The organism is Streptococcus oralis (genome assembly GCF_023109005.1).
GTDB lineage: Bacteria > Bacillota > Bacilli > Lactobacillales > Streptococcaceae > Streptococcus > Streptococcus oralis_BU.
Genome location: NZ_JALDTU010000007.1, coordinates 1 through 18,167 on the forward strand (window position 1 = coordinate 1; position 18,167 = coordinate 18,167).

The following is an 18,167-nucleotide window of genomic DNA, read 5'->3' on the forward strand; positions in this document are numbered from 1 at the left end:
GGAAAAGAGTTCGCCTGCCATCCTCTGGTAGAGAATTTAGGAATTTCCTTTTTCTTTGCGGACGCCTATTCATCTTGACAGAGAGGAAGCAATGAAAACGCAAATGGCTTACTAAGAGAATATTTCCCAAAGAAAATAGATTTAGCTGCTATATCTGATGAGGCTTTGAACAAGGCCTTATATGATATCAATCACCGACCACGAAAATGTTTAGCTTACAGAACTGCTTATGAAGCTCTAGTGGATGAGTTAGAGTAAATGTTGCGCTTATTCTTGCAATTTATCATTTATAAATATAGTGGACTGTTGAAATTTCAAATTTTATTTTTTAAGTCTATAATTACCTTTTTATTTTATTTTTAGTTCGTTTAGCTTTAAATTCTTCTTTTATAGGATTTGAAGCTTTTTTAGTTCCTTTTTTTGTTAGACTAGTGTTACTAATAAGAAAGGGAATTTTTATATGCTTCAGAAATTTTATGATCGAGCATTTGTTTTTTTGAAACTAGTTGAACAAGAATATGCCTCTTTAGGCCAGAGTTGTGCTGAGTGGGAATCACTTCATCTTCGGTTTTTACTATATTATTTAATCCGATTTAAAATAAAAAGTGATAGGGACTTTTCACTATATCACTTTAAAACAGCTTATCGCCTATATCTAGATAAATTACTGCAAGGTGGTACAACTCTTATCCAATAAGAAACTCATAAATCATATATCACGAACAATAATCTGTGTTGATTTTATATTTTTTAGGATTTTGTTTAATTTTTAAGGTTTTGAATTTTGTTATTTACAGAAATTCCAAATCTTTTCTACTGTTTCTTCTTGATAAAATAGTGTTTTTTTCTTATAATAAATTGTAAGATATAATTGCGGGTGAAATTCCTGCCATGTATATGAGAAAGGACGAGCTCCTAGTAGCTCAGACGAATTTTATTATGACTTCAGTTGTTGTTGTAGGTACCCAATGGGGCGATGAAGGTAAAGGAAAAATTACAGATTTTCTTTCAGCCAATGCGGAAGTGATTGCTCGTTACCAAGGTGGTGATAATGCAGGTCACACCATTGTTATTGATGGTAAAAAGTTTAAGTTGCACTTGATTCCATCTGGAATTTTCTTCCCTGAAAAAATTTCAGTTATTGGAAACGGTATGGTTGTAAACCCTAAATCTCTTGTGAAAGAATTGTCTTATCTGCATGAAGAAGGTGTTACAACAGATAATCTACGTATCTCTGATCGTGCGCATGTTATTTTGCCTTACCACATTGAGTTGGATCGCTTGCAAGAAGAGGCTAAAGGTGACAATAAGATTGGTACTACAATAAAGGGAATCGGTCCAGCCTATATGGACAAGGCAGCCCGTGTAGGTATCCGTATTGCAGATCTTTTGGATAAAGAAATTTTCCGTGAGCGTTTGGAACGCAATCTTGCGGAAAAGAATCGTTTGTTTGAAAAATTGTATGATAGTGAACCTATTTCAGTTGATGATATTTTTGAAGAGTATTATGAGTATGGTCAACAAATCAGGCAATACGTGACAGATACTTCTGTTATCTTGAACGATGCGCTTGATAATGGTAAACGTGTGCTGTTTGAAGGTGCGCAAGGTGTTATGTTGGATATTGACCAAGGTACGTATCCATTTGTTACTTCTTCAAACCCTGTCGCTGGTGGTGTGACAATTGGGTCTGGAGTTGGTCCAAGTAAGATTGACAAGGTTGTAGGTGTTTGTAAAGCCTATACAAGTCGTGTAGGTGACGGACCTTTCCCAACTGAGTTGTTTGATGAAGTGGGAGATCGTATCCGTGAAGTAGGTCATGAATACGGAACAACAACTGGCCGTCCACGTCGTGTAGGTTGGTTTGACTCAGTTGTGATGCGTCATAGCCGCCGTGTATCTGGAATTACAAATCTTTCATTGAACTCTATTGATGTTTTGAGTGGTTTGGATACAGTTAAAATCTGTGTAGCCTATGATCTTGATGGTCAACGTATTGACTACTATCCAGCTAGTCTTGAACAGTTGAAACGTTGCAAACCTATCTACGAAGAGTTACCAGGCTGGTCAGAAGATATCACTGGAGTCCGTAATTTGGAAGATCTTCCTGAGAATGCGCGTAACTATGTTCGTCGTGTGAGCGAGTTGGTTGGGGTTCGTATCTCAACTTTCTCAGTAGGACCTGGTCGTGAACAAACTAATATTTTAGAAAGTGTTTGGTCATAGGAGATTTTTAAGATTAGTTTAAGATAGGTCGGGTATACTATAGACAGTTACAAGAAGACCTCCTAACTTGTTGTAACAAATATCCTAAACTTTTCTTTTTCATAATAATCTCCCTATTAAGTCACCGCATTCGGTGGCTTTTTTTGTATTGAGAATCATGATATAATAATAAAATCGACAAGTAGGAAAAGAGAAGAACGATGAATTATACAGTTGAAGAAAAAGAAGCCTTTATGAGAGAGGCTTTGAGAGAGGCTGAGATTGCCTTAGAACACGATGAAATTCCAATTGGTTGTGTGATTGTCAAGGATGGAGAAATCATTGGTAGGGGGCATAATGCGCGCGAGGAGTTGCAACGGGCGGTCATGCATGCAGAAATCATGGCCATAGAGAATGCGAATGTTAGTGAGGAGAGTTGGCGCCTGCTGGATTGTACGCTTTTTGTGACCATTGAACCTTGTGTTATGTGTAGCGGGGCCATTGGGCTTGCCCGTATTTCAAACGTAGTCTACGGGGCTAAAAATCAGAAATTTGGTGCAGCTGGAAGTTTGTATGATATTTTGACAGATGAGCGTCTCAATCATCGTGTAGAGGTGGAAACGGGAATTTTGGAAGATGACTGTGCAGCGATTATGCAGGACTTTTTCCGAAATCGACGGAAAAAATAATTTCTCTTTAAAAACAGAAGGGAATGTGGTATAATAAATAGTGGAGCAACAGTTCTGCGTGAAGCGGGTCAGGGGAGGAATCCAGCAGCCCTAAGCGATTTGAATTGTGTGCTCTTTTTTTCGTGCTTTTTCCGAATAAATAAGATAGAATAATCTAGAATAAATGATAATAGAAAAGAGAAAATTATGAAAATTCGTGGTTTTGAATTGGTTTCGAGTTTTACAGATGAAAATTTATTGCCCAAGCGTGAGACAGCTCATGCGGCTGGCTATGACTTAAAGGTTGCCGTGCGTACGGTGATCGCGCCAGGAGAGATTGTCTTAGTTCCGACAGGGGTTAAGGCTTATATGCAACCAACTGAGGTCCTCTACCTTTATGATCGCTCTTCAAACCCTCGTAAAAAGGGCTTGGTTTTAATTAACTCAGTTGGGGTTATTGATGGGGACTATTATGGAAATCCTGGGAATGAAGGGCATATTTTTGCGCAGATGAAGAATATCACAGACCAAGAGGTTATTCTTGAAGTTGGGGAACGTGTTGTCCAGGCTGTCTTTGCTCCTTTCTTAATTGCAGATGGAGATACGGCAGACGGCGTTCGAACTGGTGGTTTTGGTTCAACTGGTCACTAGGATGAAGATTATCTTTGTACGCCACGGGGAGCCAGATTATAGTATGCTTGATAAACTTGAAAATCCGCAACTCTATAGTGGTTTTGGTCGTGATTTAGCACCATTGACAGGAAAAGGTCGCAGTCTGGCAAAAGAAGTTGCTAAAACTGCATGTTTTGGAAAGGCAGAGATTATTATTTCATCGTCTGTGACGAGGGCTTTAGAAACAGCACATTATATAGCAGTTGAAACAGGATTGGACTTATTTGTGGAGCCGTTTTTTCATGAGTGGCGTCCAGACTTAGATGGCACTAACTCTGATTTAACTAGTGTATTGGTAGCTCATGAATATTATCTAAAACATCAAGGAGGTTTATCTGAAGATTCTCCTTATCGCTATGAAACTGATCTAGAGATGCGTCATCGTTTTTTAAGAGCTTTGGAAAAATATAAAAATTATAAAACTATTATCATTGTAACTCACGGAATGCTCATGCGCCAGTTTGTGCCAAATGAGAAGATTGATTTCTGCCAAGTAATTGAGTGTGAGTTAGAGATATAGAAAGAGGTTTATCATCGCAAAGAAAAAAGCGACATTTGTATGTCAAAATTGTGGGTATAATTCCCCTAAATATCTGGGTCGTTGTCCCAACTGTGGGTCTTGGTCTTCTTTTGTAGAAGAGGTTGAGGTTGCCGAGGTCAAAAATGCGCGTGTGTCCTTGACAGGTGAGAAAACCAAGCCTATGAAACTGGCTGAGGTGACTTCTATCAATGTCAATCGAACCAAGACGGAGATGGAGGAATTCAACCGTGTGCTTGGAGGCGGAGTGGTACCAGGAAGTCTTGTCCTCATCGGTGGGGATCCTGGGATTGGGAAATCAACCCTTCTCCTACAAGTTTCGACTCAGCTGTCTCAAGTGGGTACGGTTCTCTATGTCAGTGGGGAGGAGTCTGCTCAGCAGATTAAGTTACGAGCAGAGCGCTTAGGTGATATTGATAGTGAGTTTTATCTCTATGCAGAGACCAATATGCAGAGCGTTCGATCTGAGGTGGAGCGCATTCAACCAGATTTTCTCATCATCGACTCTATCCAGACTATTATGTCTCCTGAAATTTCAGGAGTACAGGGGTCTGTCTCTCAGGTGCGTGAGGTAACGGCTGAACTCATGCAGTTGGCGAAGACTAATAATATTGCTATCTTTATCGTAGGGCATGTGACCAAGGAAGGAACCTTGGCTGGTCCGCGTATGTTGGAGCATATGGTAGATACGGTGCTTTACTTTGAAGGGGAACGTCACCATACCTTTCGTATCTTGAGAGCAGTCAAAAACCGTTTTGGTTCTACTAATGAGATTGGGATTTTTGAGATGCAGTCGGGTGGCTTGGTTGAGGTGCTCAATCCGAGTCAAGTTTTCCTAGAGGAGCGTTTGGACGGTGCTACTGGTTCGTCAATCGTTGTGACCATGGAAGGGACCCGTCCGATTTTGGCGGAGGTTCAGGCTTTGGTAACACCAACCATGTTTGGAAATGCTAAGCGCACAACGACAGGACTTGATTTCAATCGTGCGAGTTTGATTATGGCTGTTTTGGAAAAACGAGCAGGGCTTCTTTTGCAAAATCAGGATGCCTATCTCAAATCTGCTGGTGGCGTGAAATTGGATGAGCCTGCCATTGACTTAGCCGTTGCGGTTGCGATTGCTTCAAGCTACAAGGACAAGCCTACCAATCCTCAGGAATGTTTTGTGGGTGAACTGGGCCTGACCGGAGAAATTCGACGCGTGAATCGTATCGAACAACGTATCAATGAAGCGGCAAAACTGGGTTTTACCAAGATTTATGTACCCAAGAATTCCTTGACAGGAATCACTCCACCCAAGGAAATTGAAGTCATTGGTGTGACGACTATTCAGGAAGTTTTGAAAAAGGTCTTTGCATAATCCGTGACAAATCCTCTTAAAAATGATAAGATAGGAGAAATATTTGATTATCAAATTTTTGAGGAGGGAATCGTGTCGTATTTTGAACAGTTTATGAAAGCCAATCAGGCTTATGTTGCCCTACATGGGCAGTTAAATTTGCCACTTAAACCCAAAACCAGAGTAGCTATCGTGACCTGCATGGACTCGCGTCTACACGTTGCGCAAGCTCTAGGTTTGGCACTTGGGGATGCCCATATCTTGCGGAATGCGGGTGGTCGAGTGACTGAAGACATGATTCGTTCACTGGTGATTTCCCAGCAACAAATGGGGACAAGAGAAATCGTGGTGCTTCACCATACAGACTGTGGAGCTCAAACCTTTCAAAATGAAAGTTTTCATGAACATTTGAAACACGAGCTCGGAGTTGATGTGTCTGATCAAGATTTTTTACCATTCCAGGATGTTGAAGAGAGTGTGAGAGAGGATATGTGGTTACTTCGAGAATCTCCACTGATTCCTGATGATGTGGTTATTTCAGGTGCTGTCTATGATGTGGATACAGGAAGTATGAGAGAGGTATACTAACTTTGTCTCGAAAAAATTTCATCCTAGCATAAAATCGATTGTTAAAATGTAGGATTTTTAGTTTTAATATAGCTAATATAAAATAGTAAAAACAAGGGTATAAATGTTTGCTCTTGTTTTATTTTTGATTGAAAAATAAAGGAAAAAGCGCTACAATGGTAAATGGAAAATGTTGTGTAAAAAACAAGTGATACATAAATACCGGAGGAAATCATGTCTTTTTCTGATTTAAAGCTGTTTGCCCTTTCTTCTAATAGAGAATTGGCAGAGCGTGTGGCGCAAGAAATTGGGATAGAGTTGGGGAAATCGACTGTTCGCCAATTTTCAGATGGGGAGATTCAGGTCAACATCGAAGAATCAATCCGTGGAAAACACGTCTTTATCCTACAATCAACTAGCTCACCTGTAAATGACAATCTGCTCGAAATTTTGATTATGGTGGACGCATTGAAGCGTGCTAGTGCAGAATCTGTCAACGTTGTCATGCCTTACTATGGCTATGCACGTCAGGATAGAAAAGCGCGCGCGCGTGAGCCAATCACTGCAAAACTCGTTGCAAACATGCTAGAAGTTGCTGGGGTAGATCGTTTGTTGACGATTGATTTGCACGCTGCACAGATTCAGGGATTCTTTGATATTCCTGTAGATCACTTGATGGGTGCTCCATTGATTGCGGACTATTTTGAACGTCGTGGCATGGTTGGCTCTGACTACGTGGTTGTCAGCCCAGACCATGGTGGGGTGACTCGTGCTCGTAAATTGGCGGAGTTTTTGAAAACTCCGATTGCGATTATTGATAAACGCCGTAGTGTAGACAAGATGAATACCAGTGAAGTGATGAATATTATCGGTAAGGTAGAAGGTAAGACTTGTATCTTGATTGACGATATGATCGATACAGCTGGAACTATTTGCCATGCGGCGGACGCTCTTGCTGAAGCAGGTGCTGTTGAAGTATATGCAAGCTGTACGCACCCAGTACTTTCTGGCCCTGCTATGGATAATATCCAAAAATCAGCTATTAAAAAATTGGTTGTTTTGGATACTATCTATCTACCAGAAGAGCGTTTGATTGATAAGATTGAACAGATTTCTATTGCCCACCTCTTAGGGGATGCCATTGTTCGTATCCACGAAAAACGTCCTCTTTCTCCTCTATTTTGTATTGAGAAAAAGATTTAATCTTTCACTTGAAATAGATAGTTCTCCTAGCAAGAAAAGAAACTTGCTAGGAGATTTTTATAGTCAAAATCTGCAAGCCTTTTCAAAATGTGCTATACTGATGAAAAAAGGAGGATCTCTATGAGCCAAGAATTTATCAATCCAAGTGATGGTGTGATCCGCCAGTATCTGGCGACCAGTAAAACGTTAGCGGTAGTGGGCTTGTCCGATCGTGAGGAAACAACCAGCAATCGAGTGACCAAGGAAATGCAGGCTCGGGGCTATAAAATCATTCCAGTTAATCCCAAGGCTGCAGGTGGGGAAATCTTGGGAGAAAAGGCTTATGCGAGTCTAGCTGAGATTCCTTTTCCTGTGGATATTGTCAATGTATACCGACGGAGCGAGTTTTTGCCAGATGTGGCGCGTGATTTTCTCAGGGCTGATGCCAAGATTTTTTGGGCGCAATTAGGACTTGAAAATCTAGAAGCGGAAGAAATCTTGCGTGCTGGAGGATGCGATGACATCGTGATGAATCGCTGTATCAAGAGAGAACATACTCGCTTAATTCTTAAGAAATAAAAAGGTAGCCATGGGCTACCTTTTTATATTATAAAGTACCAATCAATGCTTGCATGCCAAGGCTGGTGAGGATGATAGCAATCCAGCAAAGGGCTCCGAGGACAATAGATTTGCCACTGGATCTAACCATGGCAATCAGATTGGTTTTGAGACCGATAGCACTCATGGCCATGATGATAAAGAATTTAGAGAGTTGTTTGAGAGGGGTAAAGAAGCTACTGGACACACCGAGAGAGGTAAGGAGAGTCGTTAAGAGAGAGGCCAGGATAAAATAAAGGATAAAAAGTGGGAAAACTTTTTTTAGTTGTAGGCCTTGTTTATTTTCTTGCTGGCGACTTTGCCAGTAGGAGAGGAAGAGAGTGATGGGAATGATCGCTAAGGTGCGCGTGAGTTTAACAATGGTTGCAGACTCGAGGGTATTGGTCTGATAAAGACTGTCCCAGGCACTAGCTGTGGCCGTTACAGAAGAAGTATCATTGACCGCAGTTCCTGCAAAGAGAGCAAAGCCGTCATTGGATAGATGAAGCCAGGTTCCTAGAGTTGGAAAGATGAGCGCAGCCAAGATATTGAAGAAAAAGATAACGGAAATGGCTTGGGCGACTTCCTTTTCCTTAGCATGGATAACAGGCGCTGTCGCCGCAATGGCAGAACCTCCACAGATCGAAGATCCCACTCCAATCAAGGTAGCCAGTTTTGTATCCAGTGCAAAGAAACGCTGGAAGAGGTAGGCGACAATCAAGGAAATTGAAATTGTTGATAGGATGACAGGGAGTGAAGTTTGTCCGACTGCAAAGACTTGCGAGATATTGAGACCAAAACCAAGCAAGATAACAGCATACTGGAGTAATTTTTTGGAACTAAAGGTCAGACCTGCATCTAGTTGTTTGTAGGGGGAGAGCCAGGGGTGTAGGAGCATTCCTATAAAGATTGCAAAAACGGGTGCACCCACGACGGGGAAAAGTCCTCCTAGAAACCAAGAAATGATAGAAATGAGAAGGCAGGCCAAGATGCCTGCTCCATTTTTTGATAGAAATGACATAAAAACCTCCAATCATAATCTGTTACCATTATAGACCTGTAAACAGGAAAAGTAAAATAGAAAGTGGAAAGCTATTCTATAATGTATTTTTGCGGTTGGGGGGCTTTTGTAGTATAATAGAGATACGTTTTGAGAGTAGGAGGTATCTATGGACTTAACTAAGCGCTTTAATAAACAATTAGATAAGATTCAAGTTTCGTTGATTCGCCAGTTTGACCAGGCTATTTCGGAGATTCCTGGGGTCTTGCGTTTGACCTTGGGGGAACCTGATTTTACAACGCCAGATCATGTCAAGGAGGCAGCCAAGCGAGCCATTGATCAGAACCAATCCTACTATACAGGGATGAGCGGTTTACTGACCTTGCGCCAGGCTGCTAGCGACTTTGTAAAAGAAAAATACCAGCTAGATTATAATCCTGAAAATGAAATTTTGGTTACAATTGGGGCGACAGAGGCTTTATCTGCTACTTTGACGGCTATTTTGGAAGAGGGGGACAAGGTGCTCTTGCCAGCTCCTGCCTATCCAGGATATGAGCCGATTGTCAATCTAGTTGGGGCAGAGATTGTCGAGATTGATACAATTGAAAATGGTTTTGTCTTGACCCCTGAAATGTTGGAAAAGGCCATTTTGGAGCAAGGGGACAAGCTCAAAGCAGTTATTCTCAACTATCCAGCCAATCCGACAGGAATTACCTATAGTCGAGAGCAGTTGGAAGCCTTGGCAGACGTTTTACGAAAGTATGAGATTTTCGTTGTCTGTGATGAGGTTTACTCAGAATTGACCTATACAGGGGAAGCCCATGTATCTCTGGGAACTATGCTGAGAGACCAGGCTATTATTATTAATGGCTTGTCTAAATCGCATGCTATGACTGGTTGGCGTTTAGGCTTTATCTTTGCTCCTGCAGCTTTCACAGCTCAGTTAATCAAGAGTCACCAATATTTGGTTACTGCCGCAAATACCATGGCGCAACATGCTGCGGTGGAGGCCTTGACCGCTGGTAAAAACGACGCAGAGCCTATGAAGAAGGAATACATCCAGCGTCGAGATTATATTATCGAAAAGATGACAGCTCTTGGTTTTGAGATTATCAAACCAGACGGTGCCTTCTATATCTTTGCTAAGATTCCAACAGGTTATAATCAAGACTCCTTTGCTTTTCTGAAGGATTTTGCCCAGAAGAAGGCTGTTGCCTTTATTCCGGGTGCTGCTTTTGGTCAGTATGGAGAAGGCTATGTGCGTCTGTCTTATGCAGCCAGCATGGAAACGATCAGGGAGGCTATGAAACGACTTGAGGAGTACATGAGAGAAGCATGATTCAGTCTATCACGAGTCAAGGCTTGGTGCTCTACAATCGTAATTTTCGTGAGGATGACAAGTTAGTCAAGATTTTTACCGAGCAGGCTGGCAAGCGCATGTTTTTCGTCAAACACGCTGGTCAGTCCAAACTAGCTCCGGTTATTCAGCCCTTGGTGTTGGCGCGATTTCTCTTGCGCATCAATGATGACGGGCTTAGCTACATCGAGGACTACCATGAGGTGATGACCTTTCCCAAGATTAATAGTGATCTCTTTGTCATGGCCTATGCGACCTATGTGGCTGCTCTTGCAGATGCTAGTTTGCAGGATAACCAGCAGGATGCTCCCTTGTTTACTTTTTTGCAAAAGACTTTGGAGTTGATGGAAGAGGGTTTGGATTATCAGGTTTTGACCAATATTTTTGAAATTCAAATCTTGACCCGATTTGGGATTAGCCTTAATTTTAATGAGTGTGTCTTTTGCCATCGGATCGGTCAGGCTTTTGACTTTTCTTTCAAATATGGAGCCTGCCTCTGTCCAGAGCATTATCATGAAGATGAGAGACGTTGCCATCTCAATCCCAATATCCCTTATCTACTCAATCAATTTCAAGCCATTGATTTTGAGACCTTGGAGACCATTTCGCTCAAGCCCGAAATCAAGCAAGACTTGCGCAAGTTTATAGACCAAATCTACGAAGAGTATGTTGGAATTCACCTAAAATCAAAGAAATTTATTGATTCCCTAGCAGACTGGGGACAATTACTAAAAGAGGAAGACAAATGAAAAAAATCGCAGTAGATGCTATGGGGGGCGATTATGCACCTCAAGCTATCGTTGAGGGTGTCAATCAAGCCCTGGCTGACTTTTCAGATATTGAGGTTCAACTCTATGGAGACGAAAGCAAAATCAAGCAATATCTAACAGCGACAGAACGTGTCAGCATTATCCATACGGATGAGAAGATTGATTTTGATGATGAACCTACAAAAGCTATTCGTAAGAAGAAAAATGCCAGTATGGTATTAGCGGCTAAGGCAGTCAAAGAAGGAGAGGCAGACGCTGTCCTCTCGGCTGGGAATACAGGTGCCTTGTTGGCTGCAGGATTCTTCATTGTCGGTCGTATCAAGAATATCGACCGTCCTGGACTCATGTCAACCTTACCGACCATTGATGGCAAAGGCTTTGACATGCTAGACCTTGGAGCCAATGCAGAAAATACAGCTCATCATCTGCACCAATACGCTGTTTTGGGTTCCTTTTACGCGAAAAATGTTCGTGGGATTTCGAAACCACGTGTTGGCTTGCTCAATAATGGAACAGAAAGTAGCAAGGGTGATCCTCTTCGTAAGGAAACCTACGCCTTGCTAGCAGCGGATGAAAGCTTGAATTTTGTCGGAAACGTGGAAGCGCGTGATTTGATGAATGGCGTTGCGGATGTTGTTGTGGCAGATGGTTTCACGGGAAACGCTGTGCTCAAATCTATTGAAGGGACAGCTATGGGAATTATGGGCTTGCTCAAGACAGCTATCACAGGTGGTGGTCTTCGAGCGAAACTAGGTGCTCTTCTTCTCAAGGATAGCCTTAGAGGTTTGAAAAAGCAACTCAACTATTCAGATGTTGGTGGAGCAGTCTTGTTTGGTGTTAAGGCACCGGTTGTCAAGACTCATGGCTCAAGTGATGCCAAGGCTGTGTATAGTACGATTCGCCAGATTCGTACTATGCTAGAAACAGACGTAGTTGCCCAGACTGCGCGTGAATTTTCAGGAGAATAAAAAAGATGACAGAAAAAGAAATTTTTGACCGTATTGTAACCATTATCCAAGAGCGACAGGGAGAGGACTTTGTCGTAACAGAGGCCTTGAGTTTGAAAGATGACCTAGATGCGGACTCAGTGGATTTGATGGAGTTCATCTTGACACTAGAAGATGAATTCGGAATTGAAATCAGTGATGAGGAAATTGACCAACTGCAAAGTGTAGGAGATGTGGTAGCAGTTGTCAAAAGTAAAGAATAGCAAAAAGCAACATGCAAATCATGTTGCTTTTTTGTTTGCAGAAAAAAGAAAAATTTTTAGTAGAAATTGCGAATAAAGAGATGAGAAAGATAAAAGGAGGAATGTTTATGTATGTGATCGGTCTTTATCCGTGGTTCATTAAGTGGTTTTTAAAATAAAAATGAATGAGTTGCTCATTTTCGAATTGTTTTTCGAATAGATAGGTAAGGAAAAAGGGAAGGAGATAAGAAAATGATTTCAGTAATTTACCCAATCTGGCTATTTAAGTGGCTTAGAGGTTAAAGATTAGATATATAGAAAAAAATAAGGAGAAGAAAGATGACAAACTTTGACAAAATGGAACAGAACTTTGCAGCTCTTACAGAAGAAGAGTTGACGGATGTGAATGGGGGATTGATTATTACAGCAGCTGGAATTATTTTAGCAGGAAAAGTAGCAGGTGCTGTGGTTACAATTGGAGGAGCTCTTTATGGAGCAGGATATGCTATTGGAAAAGCATTGCGACCTTAATATGATTAGAAAGGAGGCTTAACAATGAAACAATTTCAAGAATTATCTTTTCAAGAACTTGAAGAGGTTCAAGGCGGTGTTATTACATTAACGATAGGTACGGTAGTGCTTGTAGGCTGGAAAGCAGTAGCAGCTTATGGAGCAGCGGCTACTGTAGCAGGAGGTACACTTGGATTGGGAGTCTATAATGGATACAGAGGGCGTTAGACTATGAACAATCGGAACCTTAATCTCAATACACTCTTACCCAAATTAGCTACTATAGTTCCTTTCTTGGCTATAGCTCTCAATCTTGTACTTCATGTGATTCGTACAGGTTCATTAGTATCCTTTGATTGGCAATGGACTGTAGTTGGTTTACTTGCTTCGGGCTATTTTGGTATTTTTTGTAAGGATTTGACGAAAAATAATCAAAACTATAAAAGATCAATCTGAATGAAAAGGATTTTATGCATGTAAATGGTGGAGTTTTCCCGCCTTTCTTTTCAGGTAAATAGGAGTCTATCATGAAAAAATTCTTATTAGGATTTGCTGAGGGGTATTTTGTCGTATCGATCATTATTTATATCGCAACGTATTTGATTATGAAAAATCCGATCAACACCTTGTTTTATCCAGAAACCTATCCAATTCTACTTGGTCTGTTTTATCTAGGATACAAGTACAAAACAAAAGAAAGTAAGATAGGGAATTGATGAACCATCAGATCGGAGTTTGAGATGAAAGTCGTTCAATTACTACAAAAAGCTTGGCTAGAGTTTATTGTATTGTTTAGTTCAATGGCTTATCTAATGATTAGAATTGTGGCTGATGTAAACAAAATAAATTTACCTACATGGTTTGAATGTTTTGATATACCTACGATTTCATTATTTTTGATGACCTTTATCTTACTTTATAAAAGTAAAGAAAATATCATTTCAGAATAATTTATTTCTGGGCATTCATTTTTTAACGGTTGCTTTAAGCAGGCAGAACTTTCGTTCTGCCTTTTTACATTTAAACGATAGTTTATGCTTTTTAAAGTGCGTTTTAGGCGTAAAAATAGTTTTTTCAGAAATAATTCCCTTATTTCTTCCTTGTTTGGTTAAAATAATCTTACAAAGTTTTTAGAGATTATTAGAAAAAAGGAGATGGATATGAAATTTGGGAAAAGGCACTATCGTCCTCAGGTGGATCAGATGGATTGTGGCGTGGCTTCCTTGGCCATGGTCTTTGGCTACTATGGTAGTTATTACTCCTTGGCTCACCTGCGAGAGTTAGCCAAGACGACTATGGATGGGACAACTGCTTTGGGTCTTGTCAAGGTGGCAGAAGAAATTGACTTTGAGACGCGCGCTATCAAAGCGGATATGACGCTCTTTGATCTGCCTGATTTGACTTTTCCTTTTGTAGCCCATGTGCTCAAGGAAGGGAAATTGCTCCACTATTATGTGGTGATTGGTCAGGACAAGAAGACGATCCACATCGCTGATCCAGATCCTAGTGTTAAGCTGACGAAGATTTGCCGTGAGCGATTTGCGCAAGAATGGACAGGGGTCAGTCTCTTTATGGCACCGTCTCCAGACTACAAACCTCACAGGGAGAAAAAACAAGGGCTCCTATCCTTCTTGCCAATCTTACTCAAACAGCGTGGCTTAATTACCAATATCGTTCTAGCGACACTCTTGGTAACCTTGATTAACATTGTGGGTTCTTATTATCTGCAGTCGATCATTGATACCTATGTGCCAGACCAGATGCGTTCGACGCTGGGGATTATTTCTATTGGGCTGGTCATCGTCTATATCCTCCAGCAAATCTTGTCCTATGCGCAGGAATATCTTTTACTTGTTCTGGGACAACGGTTGTCAATTGACGTGATTTTGTCTTATATCAAGCATGTTTTTCACCTGCCAATGTCCTTTTTCGCGACACGCAGGACAGGGGAAATCGTTTCTCGTTTTACAGATGCTAATAGTATCATTGATGCGCTAGCTTCGACCATTCTTTCTATCTTTTTGGATGTGTCAACGATTTTGATTATCTCGCTTGTCTTGTTTTCACAAAATATAACACTCTTTTTCATCAGTCTGCTTGCACTTCCCATTTATACAGTGATTATCTTTGCCTTTATGAAGCCTTTTGAAAAGATGAATCGGGATACTATGGAAGCCAATGCAGTTCTGTCTTCTTCTATCATCGAGGACATCAACGGTATTGAGACCATTAAGTCGTTGACCAGTGAGAGTTCGCGCTATCAAAAGATTGATAAGGAATTTGTAACTTATCTGAAAAAATCTTTTACGTATAGTCGGGCAGAAAGCCAGCAAAAGGCCCTGAAAAAAGTTGCTCAGCTCCTGCTCAATGTTGGTGTTCTCTGGATGGGAGCAGTTCTTGTCATGGATGGGAAAATGAGTTTGGGCCAGTTGATTACCTATAATACTTTGCTTGTTTACTTTACCAATCCTTTGGAAAATATCATCAACCTACAAACCAAACTTCAGACAGCGCAGGTCGCCAATAACCGTCTTAATGAGGTTTATCTGGTAGCTTCGGAGTTTGAGGAGAAGAAAACAGTCGAAGATTTGAGCATGATGAAAGGGGATATGACGTTTAAACAAGTCTACTATAAGTATGGCTATGGTCGTGACGTCTTGTCGGATATCAATTTGACCATTCCGCAAGGGTCTAAGGTGGCTTTTGTGGGGATTTCAGGGTCAGGTAAGACCACCTTAGCCAAGATGATGGTTAATTTTTACGACCCTAGTCAGGGAGAGATTAGTCTGGGTGGTGTCAATCTTAATCAGATTGACAAAAAGGCTTTGCGTCAGTATATCAACTACCTGCCTCAACAGCCCTATGTCTTTAACGGAACGATTTTGGAGAATCTTCTCCTTGGAGCTAAGGAGGGAACGACCCAGGAAGATATCTTACGGGCAGTTGAATTGGCAGAGATTCGGGAGGATATTGAGCGCATGCCCCTGAATTACCAGACAGAATTAACTTCGGATGGGGCTGGAATTTCAGGTGGACAACGTCAGCGAATCGCTCTGGCGCGTGCTCTCTTGACAGATGCGCCTGTTTTGATATTGGACGAGGCGACCAGCAGTCTGGATATTTTGACAGAGAAGCGGATCGTGGATAATCTCATGGCTTTAGACAAGACCTTGATTTTCATCGCCCATCGTTTGACCATCGCTGAGCGGACAGAAAAGGTTGTTGTTCTGAATCAGGGCAAGATTGTCGAAGAGGGCACCCATGCAGGCTTGCTTGCACAGGATGGCTTTTACGCCCATTTGGTCAATAGCTAGAAAGAGGAGAAGATGAAACCAGAATTTTTAGAAAGTGCGGAGTTTTATAATCGTCGTTATCATAATTTTTCCAGTCGGGTGATTTTACCTATGTCACTTCTGTTCGTGTTTTTACTAGGATTTGCAGTTTGTGCAGAGAAGGAGATGAGTTTGTCTACTAGAGCAACCGTCGAACCTAGTCGGATTATTGCCAATATCCAGTCGACTAGCAATCATCGGATTGTGGCAAATTATCTGGAAGAGAACAAGTTGGTCAAGCAGGGGGATCTACTCGTTGAGTACCAGCAAGGGGCGGAAGCTGTTCAAGCTGAAGCATACGCCAATCAGTTGGAGATGTTAAAGGATCAAAAAAAGCAGTTGGATTATTTGCAATCCAGTTTGAAAGAGGGGAGTGATCAATTTCCAGAGGCAGATAAGTTTGGATACCAGGAGATGTTTCGAGACTATCTCAGCCAAGCTAGTAGTCTTAGGAGCAATGTTTCGCAGCAAAATGCCAACATCTCCTCGCAGAATGCGGCAGCAAGTCAGAGCCAGGCCGAGATTGGCAATCTTATCAGCCAAACAGAGGATAAAATCAGAGACTACAAAACAGCCAAGTCGGCGATTGAAATAGGAGCTCAACTGGATAGTCAAAATGTAGCCTACTCTTTTTATCAGACCTATAAAAACCAAGGTGAAGAAGATCCGCAAGCTAAATCGCAAGTTATTGCACAGATGGATGCACAGATTGCCCAGCTAGAGTCTAGTTTAGCTACTTATCGTGTGCAGTATGCGGGATCTGGGGCTCAGCAAGCCTACGCAACGGGACTGGATAGTCAACTGGAATCCCTCAAGTCTCAGCACCTAGTCAAAGTCGGCCAGGAATTAACCCTTTTGGATCAGAAAATTTTAGAAGCAGAGTCGGGTAAGAAAGTCCAAGGAGGTCTCCTAGATAAAGGGAAAATTACAGCAAGCGAAGATGGGGTGCTTCACCTTAATCCTGAGACTAGTGAATCTACGATGGTCGCAGAAGGAACCCTGCTAGCCCAACTCTACCCATCCTTGGAAAAAGAAGGGAAAACCAAACTCACGGCTTATCTTAGTTCCAAAGATGTTGCAAGACTCAAGGTCGGTGATTCTGTTCGTTTCACTACAACCAAGGATGCCAATAAAGAGCTTGTTCTTGTTTCTGCCATTACGAATATTGATGCGACAGCTACTAAGACTGAAAAGGGAAATTTCTTTAAGATAGAGGCGGAGACTGGTCTAACTTCTGAACAGGCGGAAAAACTTCGCTACGGTTCAGAAGGACGTCTGACGCTAATCACAGGGAAGAAAAATTATCTGAGATACTACTTAGATCAATTTTTAAACAGAGAATAATGTTTGCTTTTAACGCAATATTATACTTTTAAAACTGTAAAATGTTTTGATTTTACAGTTTTTCTTAATGTTAAAAGAAGGAATTTTGCCATCGTTCGCAAATTCTTGCTATTTTTCTCATTTTATAGTAGAATGAAGTAAAGAAATACGAAAGGCGAACTTTAACATGTCAAAAGAATTGATCTATTCGGGGAAAGCCAAGGATATCTATACAACTGAGGATGAAAATCTTATTATTTCAACTTACAAAGACCAGGCGACTGCTTTCAATGGTGTCAAGAAGGAGCAGATTGCAGGTAAGGGAGTGTTGAATAATCAGATTTCATCTTTTATTTTTGAGAAATTAAACGCTGCTGGTGTGGCGACTCACTTTGTGGAGAAACTTTCGGACACAGAACAACTCAACAAAAAGGTTGAGATTATTCCTTTGGAAGTTGTGCTCCGCAACTATACAGCTGGTTCCTTTTCAAAACGTTTTGGTGTGGATGAGGGCATCGCCTTGGAGACCCCAATTGTCGAATTTTACTATAAAAATGATGATTTGGATGATCCGTTTATCAATGATGAGCATGTGAAATTCCTTAAAATTGCGGATGACCAGCAGATTGCTTACTTGAAGGAAGAAACCCGTCGTATCAATGAGCTCTTGAAAGCTTGGTTTGCTGAGATTGGCCTTAAATTGATTGACTTTAAGCTAGAGTTTGGTTTTGACAAGGATGGCAAGATTATCTTGGCAGACGAGTTTTCACCAGATAACTGCCGTTTGTGGGATGCAGATGGTAACCACATGGACAAGGATGTTTTCCGCAGAGGACTCGGAGAATTGACAGATGTTTATGAGATTGTCTGGGAAAAGTTGCAGGGTTTGAAATAATCTGTTTGCAAGACTCTCAAGGTCGT

Annotated in this window: 22 protein-coding genes, 1 other RNA gene and 1 pseudogene; 23 read left to right on the forward strand and 1 reads right to left on the reverse strand. The window is 41.3% G+C overall.

Going from position 1 to position 18,167, the window contains the following annotated elements; translation table 11 throughout:
• From M1F56_RS07325 to M1F56_RS07375, 11 genes and pseudogenes are all read left to right on the forward strand, one after another.
• Positions 1-258: pseudogene (locus M1F56_RS07325) on the forward strand (IS30 family transposase); the annotation flags it as partial.
• Between the two features lie 202 nt (positions 259-460).
• The gene (gene comW, locus M1F56_RS07330) at positions 461-697 is read left to right on the forward strand and encodes a sigma(X)-activator ComW (protein ID WP_000939506.1); all 237 of its coding nucleotides are present in this window, start codon (positions 461-463) and stop codon (positions 695-697) included.
• Positions 698-939: 242 nt separating this feature from the next.
• Positions 940-2,226 (forward strand): adenylosuccinate synthase, encoded by a 1,287-nt coding sequence (locus M1F56_RS07335; protein ID WP_213988982.1) that lies wholly within the window; start codon positions 940-942, stop codon positions 2,224-2,226.
• Positions 2,227-2,426: 200 nt separating this feature from the next.
• Positions 2,427-2,894: a tRNA adenosine(34) deaminase TadA gene (gene tadA / locus M1F56_RS07340; RefSeq protein WP_213988983.1), complete on the forward strand. Its 468-nt coding sequence runs from the start codon at positions 2,427-2,429 to the stop codon at positions 2,892-2,894.
• A 32-nt stretch (positions 2,895-2,926) separates the two neighbouring features.
• Positions 2,927-3,024, forward strand: an RNA gene (gene ffs / locus M1F56_RS07345) — signal recognition particle sRNA small type.
• Between the two features lie 56 nt (positions 3,025-3,080).
• Positions 3,081-3,524 carry a dUTP diphosphatase gene (locus M1F56_RS07350; protein WP_213988824.1) on the forward strand — a complete coding sequence of 148 codons (444 nt, stop codon included), beginning with the start codon at positions 3,081-3,083 and terminating at the stop codon, positions 3,522-3,524.
• 1 nt (position 3,525) lies between these two features.
• Entirely contained in the window at positions 3,526-4,065 is a 540-nt protein-coding gene (locus M1F56_RS07355) for a histidine phosphatase family protein (protein WP_213988823.1), read from the forward strand.
• Between the two features lie 13 nt (positions 4,066-4,078).
• On the forward strand, positions 4,079-5,440 hold the full coding sequence (gene radA / locus M1F56_RS07360) for a DNA repair protein RadA (RefSeq protein ID WP_081102559.1): 1,362 nt from the start codon (positions 4,079-4,081) through the stop codon (positions 5,438-5,440).
• 72 nt (positions 5,441-5,512) lie between these two features.
• Positions 5,513-6,007, forward strand: coding sequence for a beta-class carbonic anhydrase (locus M1F56_RS07365; protein WP_213988822.1), 495 nt, complete (start codon positions 5,513-5,515; stop codon positions 6,005-6,007).
• 213 nt (positions 6,008-6,220) lie between these two features.
• On the forward strand, positions 6,221-7,189 hold the full coding sequence (locus tag M1F56_RS07370; protein ID WP_000010177.1) for a ribose-phosphate diphosphokinase: 969 nt from the start codon (positions 6,221-6,223) through the stop codon (positions 7,187-7,189).
• Between the two features lie 120 nt (positions 7,190-7,309).
• A complete protein-coding gene (locus tag M1F56_RS07375; protein ID WP_213988821.1) occupies positions 7,310-7,747 on the forward strand; it encodes a CoA-binding protein in 438 nt (145 codons plus the stop codon).
• Positions 7,748-7,775: 28 nt separating this feature from the next.
• On the opposite strand, the gene M1F56_RS07380 is transcribed toward M1F56_RS07375, so the two are convergent.
• Entirely contained in the window at positions 7,776-8,786 is a 1,011-nt protein-coding gene (locus M1F56_RS07380; protein WP_000009130.1) for a YeiH family protein, read from the reverse strand.
• 148 nt (positions 8,787-8,934) lie between these two features.
• Here M1F56_RS07380 and M1F56_RS07385 point away from each other — a divergent pair, with 148 nt between their 5' ends.
• The 12 genes from M1F56_RS07385 to purC all read left to right on the forward strand — a co-directional run bounded on the left by M1F56_RS07385 (position 8,935) and on the right by purC (position 18,141).
• Positions 8,935-10,104, forward strand: coding sequence for a pyridoxal phosphate-dependent aminotransferase (locus tag M1F56_RS07385; protein WP_213988820.1), 1,170 nt, complete (start codon positions 8,935-8,937; stop codon positions 10,102-10,104).
• Positions 10,101-10,871 (forward strand): DNA repair protein RecO, encoded by a 771-nt coding sequence (gene recO / locus M1F56_RS07390; protein WP_096422951.1) that lies wholly within the window; start codon positions 10,101-10,103, stop codon positions 10,869-10,871. Before M1F56_RS07385 ends, recO begins: the two co-directional genes overlap by 4 nt.
• A complete protein-coding gene (plsX, locus tag M1F56_RS07395; protein WP_213988819.1) occupies positions 10,868-11,860 on the forward strand; it encodes a phosphate acyltransferase PlsX in 993 nt (330 codons plus the stop codon). Before recO ends, plsX begins: the two co-directional genes overlap by 4 nt.
• 5 nt (positions 11,861-11,865) lie before the next feature.
• Positions 11,866-12,102: an acyl carrier protein gene (locus tag M1F56_RS07400; RefSeq protein WP_061599065.1), complete on the forward strand. Its 237-nt coding sequence runs from the start codon at positions 11,866-11,868 to the stop codon at positions 12,100-12,102.
• A gap of 318 nt (positions 12,103-12,420) precedes the next feature.
• The gene (locus M1F56_RS07405; protein WP_000180812.1) at positions 12,421-12,612 is read left to right on the forward strand and encodes a class IIb bacteriocin, lactobin A/cerein 7B family; all 192 of its coding nucleotides are present in this window, start codon (positions 12,421-12,423) and stop codon (positions 12,610-12,612) included.
• Positions 12,613-12,636: 24 nt separating this feature from the next.
• Positions 12,637-12,819 carry a Blp family class II bacteriocin gene (locus M1F56_RS07410; protein ID WP_009729537.1) on the forward strand — a complete coding sequence of 61 codons (183 nt, stop codon included), beginning with the start codon at positions 12,637-12,639 and terminating at the stop codon, positions 12,817-12,819.
• A gap of 3 nt (positions 12,820-12,822) precedes the next feature.
• Positions 12,823-13,047: a bacteriocin immunity protein gene (locus M1F56_RS07415; RefSeq protein ID WP_080585587.1), complete on the forward strand. Its 225-nt coding sequence runs from the start codon at positions 12,823-12,825 to the stop codon at positions 13,045-13,047.
• Between the two features lie 71 nt (positions 13,048-13,118).
• Positions 13,119-13,307 (forward strand): hypothetical protein, encoded by a 189-nt coding sequence (locus tag M1F56_RS07420; RefSeq protein WP_195217117.1) that lies wholly within the window; start codon positions 13,119-13,121, stop codon positions 13,305-13,307.
• A gap of 24 nt (positions 13,308-13,331) precedes the next feature.
• Positions 13,332-13,541, forward strand: a complete 210-nt coding sequence (locus M1F56_RS07425) for a bacteriocin immunity protein (protein WP_247917303.1) — start codon at positions 13,332-13,334, stop codon at positions 13,539-13,541.
• A 210-nt stretch (positions 13,542-13,751) separates the two neighbouring features.
• Entirely contained in the window at positions 13,752-15,905 is a 2,154-nt protein-coding gene (comA, locus tag M1F56_RS07430; protein WP_247917304.1) for a peptide cleavage/export ABC transporter, read from the forward strand.
• Between the two features lie 12 nt (positions 15,906-15,917).
• Complete coding sequence (gene comB, locus M1F56_RS07435; protein ID WP_247917305.1) at positions 15,918-17,267, forward strand: HlyD family secretion protein; 1,350 nt, start codon at positions 15,918-15,920, stop codon at positions 17,265-17,267.
• Between the two features lie 166 nt (positions 17,268-17,433).
• On the forward strand, positions 17,434-18,141 hold the full coding sequence (gene purC / locus M1F56_RS07440; RefSeq protein WP_247917306.1) for a phosphoribosylaminoimidazolesuccinocarboxamide synthase: 708 nt from the start codon (positions 17,434-17,436) through the stop codon (positions 18,139-18,141).
• The last annotated feature ends 26 nt before the right edge of the window (positions 18,142-18,167 follow it).

What these genes read in the sequence shown, in the direction of transcription:
- comW (WP_000939506.1), top strand. Translation starts at nt 461, where the DNA reads ATGCTTCAGAAATTTTATGATCGAGCATTTGTTTTTTTGAAACTAGTT.
- M1F56_RS07335 (WP_213988982.1), top strand. Translation starts at nt 940, where the DNA reads ATGACTTCAGTTGTTGTTGTAGGTACCCAATGGGGCGATGAAGGTAAA.
- tadA (WP_213988983.1), top strand. Translation starts at nt 2,427, where the DNA reads ATGAATTATACAGTTGAAGAAAAAGAAGCCTTTATGAGAGAGGCTTTG.
- M1F56_RS07350 (WP_213988824.1), top strand. Translation starts at nt 3,081, where the DNA reads ATGAAAATTCGTGGTTTTGAATTGGTTTCGAGTTTTACAGATGAAAAT.
- M1F56_RS07355 (WP_213988823.1), top strand. Translation starts at nt 3,526, where the DNA reads ATGAAGATTATCTTTGTACGCCACGGGGAGCCAGATTATAGTATGCTT.
- M1F56_RS07370 (WP_000010177.1), top strand. Translation starts at nt 6,221, where the DNA reads ATGTCTTTTTCTGATTTAAAGCTGTTTGCCCTTTCTTCTAATAGAGAA.
- M1F56_RS07375 (WP_213988821.1), top strand. Translation starts at nt 7,310, where the DNA reads ATGAGCCAAGAATTTATCAATCCAAGTGATGGTGTGATCCGCCAGTAT.
- M1F56_RS07380 (WP_000009130.1), bottom strand. Translation starts at nt 8,786, where the DNA reads ATGTCATTTCTATCAAAAAATGGAGCAGGCATCTTGGCCTGCCTTCTC.
- M1F56_RS07385 (WP_213988820.1), top strand. Translation starts at nt 8,935, where the DNA reads ATGGACTTAACTAAGCGCTTTAATAAACAATTAGATAAGATTCAAGTT.
- recO (WP_096422951.1), top strand. Translation starts at nt 10,101, where the DNA reads ATGATTCAGTCTATCACGAGTCAAGGCTTGGTGCTCTACAATCGTAAT.
- plsX (WP_213988819.1), top strand. Translation starts at nt 10,868, where the DNA reads ATGAAAAAAATCGCAGTAGATGCTATGGGGGGCGATTATGCACCTCAA.
- M1F56_RS07400 (WP_061599065.1), top strand. Translation starts at nt 11,866, where the DNA reads ATGACAGAAAAAGAAATTTTTGACCGTATTGTAACCATTATCCAAGAG.
- M1F56_RS07405 (WP_000180812.1), top strand. Translation starts at nt 12,421, where the DNA reads ATGACAAACTTTGACAAAATGGAACAGAACTTTGCAGCTCTTACAGAA.
- M1F56_RS07410 (WP_009729537.1), top strand. Translation starts at nt 12,637, where the DNA reads ATGAAACAATTTCAAGAATTATCTTTTCAAGAACTTGAAGAGGTTCAA.
- M1F56_RS07415 (WP_080585587.1), top strand. Translation starts at nt 12,823, where the DNA reads ATGAACAATCGGAACCTTAATCTCAATACACTCTTACCCAAATTAGCT.
- M1F56_RS07420 (WP_195217117.1), top strand. Translation starts at nt 13,119, where the DNA reads ATGAAAAAATTCTTATTAGGATTTGCTGAGGGGTATTTTGTCGTATCG.
- M1F56_RS07425 (WP_247917303.1), top strand. Translation starts at nt 13,332, where the DNA reads ATGAAAGTCGTTCAATTACTACAAAAAGCTTGGCTAGAGTTTATTGTA.
- comA (WP_247917304.1), top strand. Translation starts at nt 13,752, where the DNA reads ATGAAATTTGGGAAAAGGCACTATCGTCCTCAGGTGGATCAGATGGAT.
- comB (WP_247917305.1), top strand. Translation starts at nt 15,918, where the DNA reads ATGAAACCAGAATTTTTAGAAAGTGCGGAGTTTTATAATCGTCGTTAT.
- purC (WP_247917306.1), top strand. Translation starts at nt 17,434, where the DNA reads ATGTCAAAAGAATTGATCTATTCGGGGAAAGCCAAGGATATCTATACA.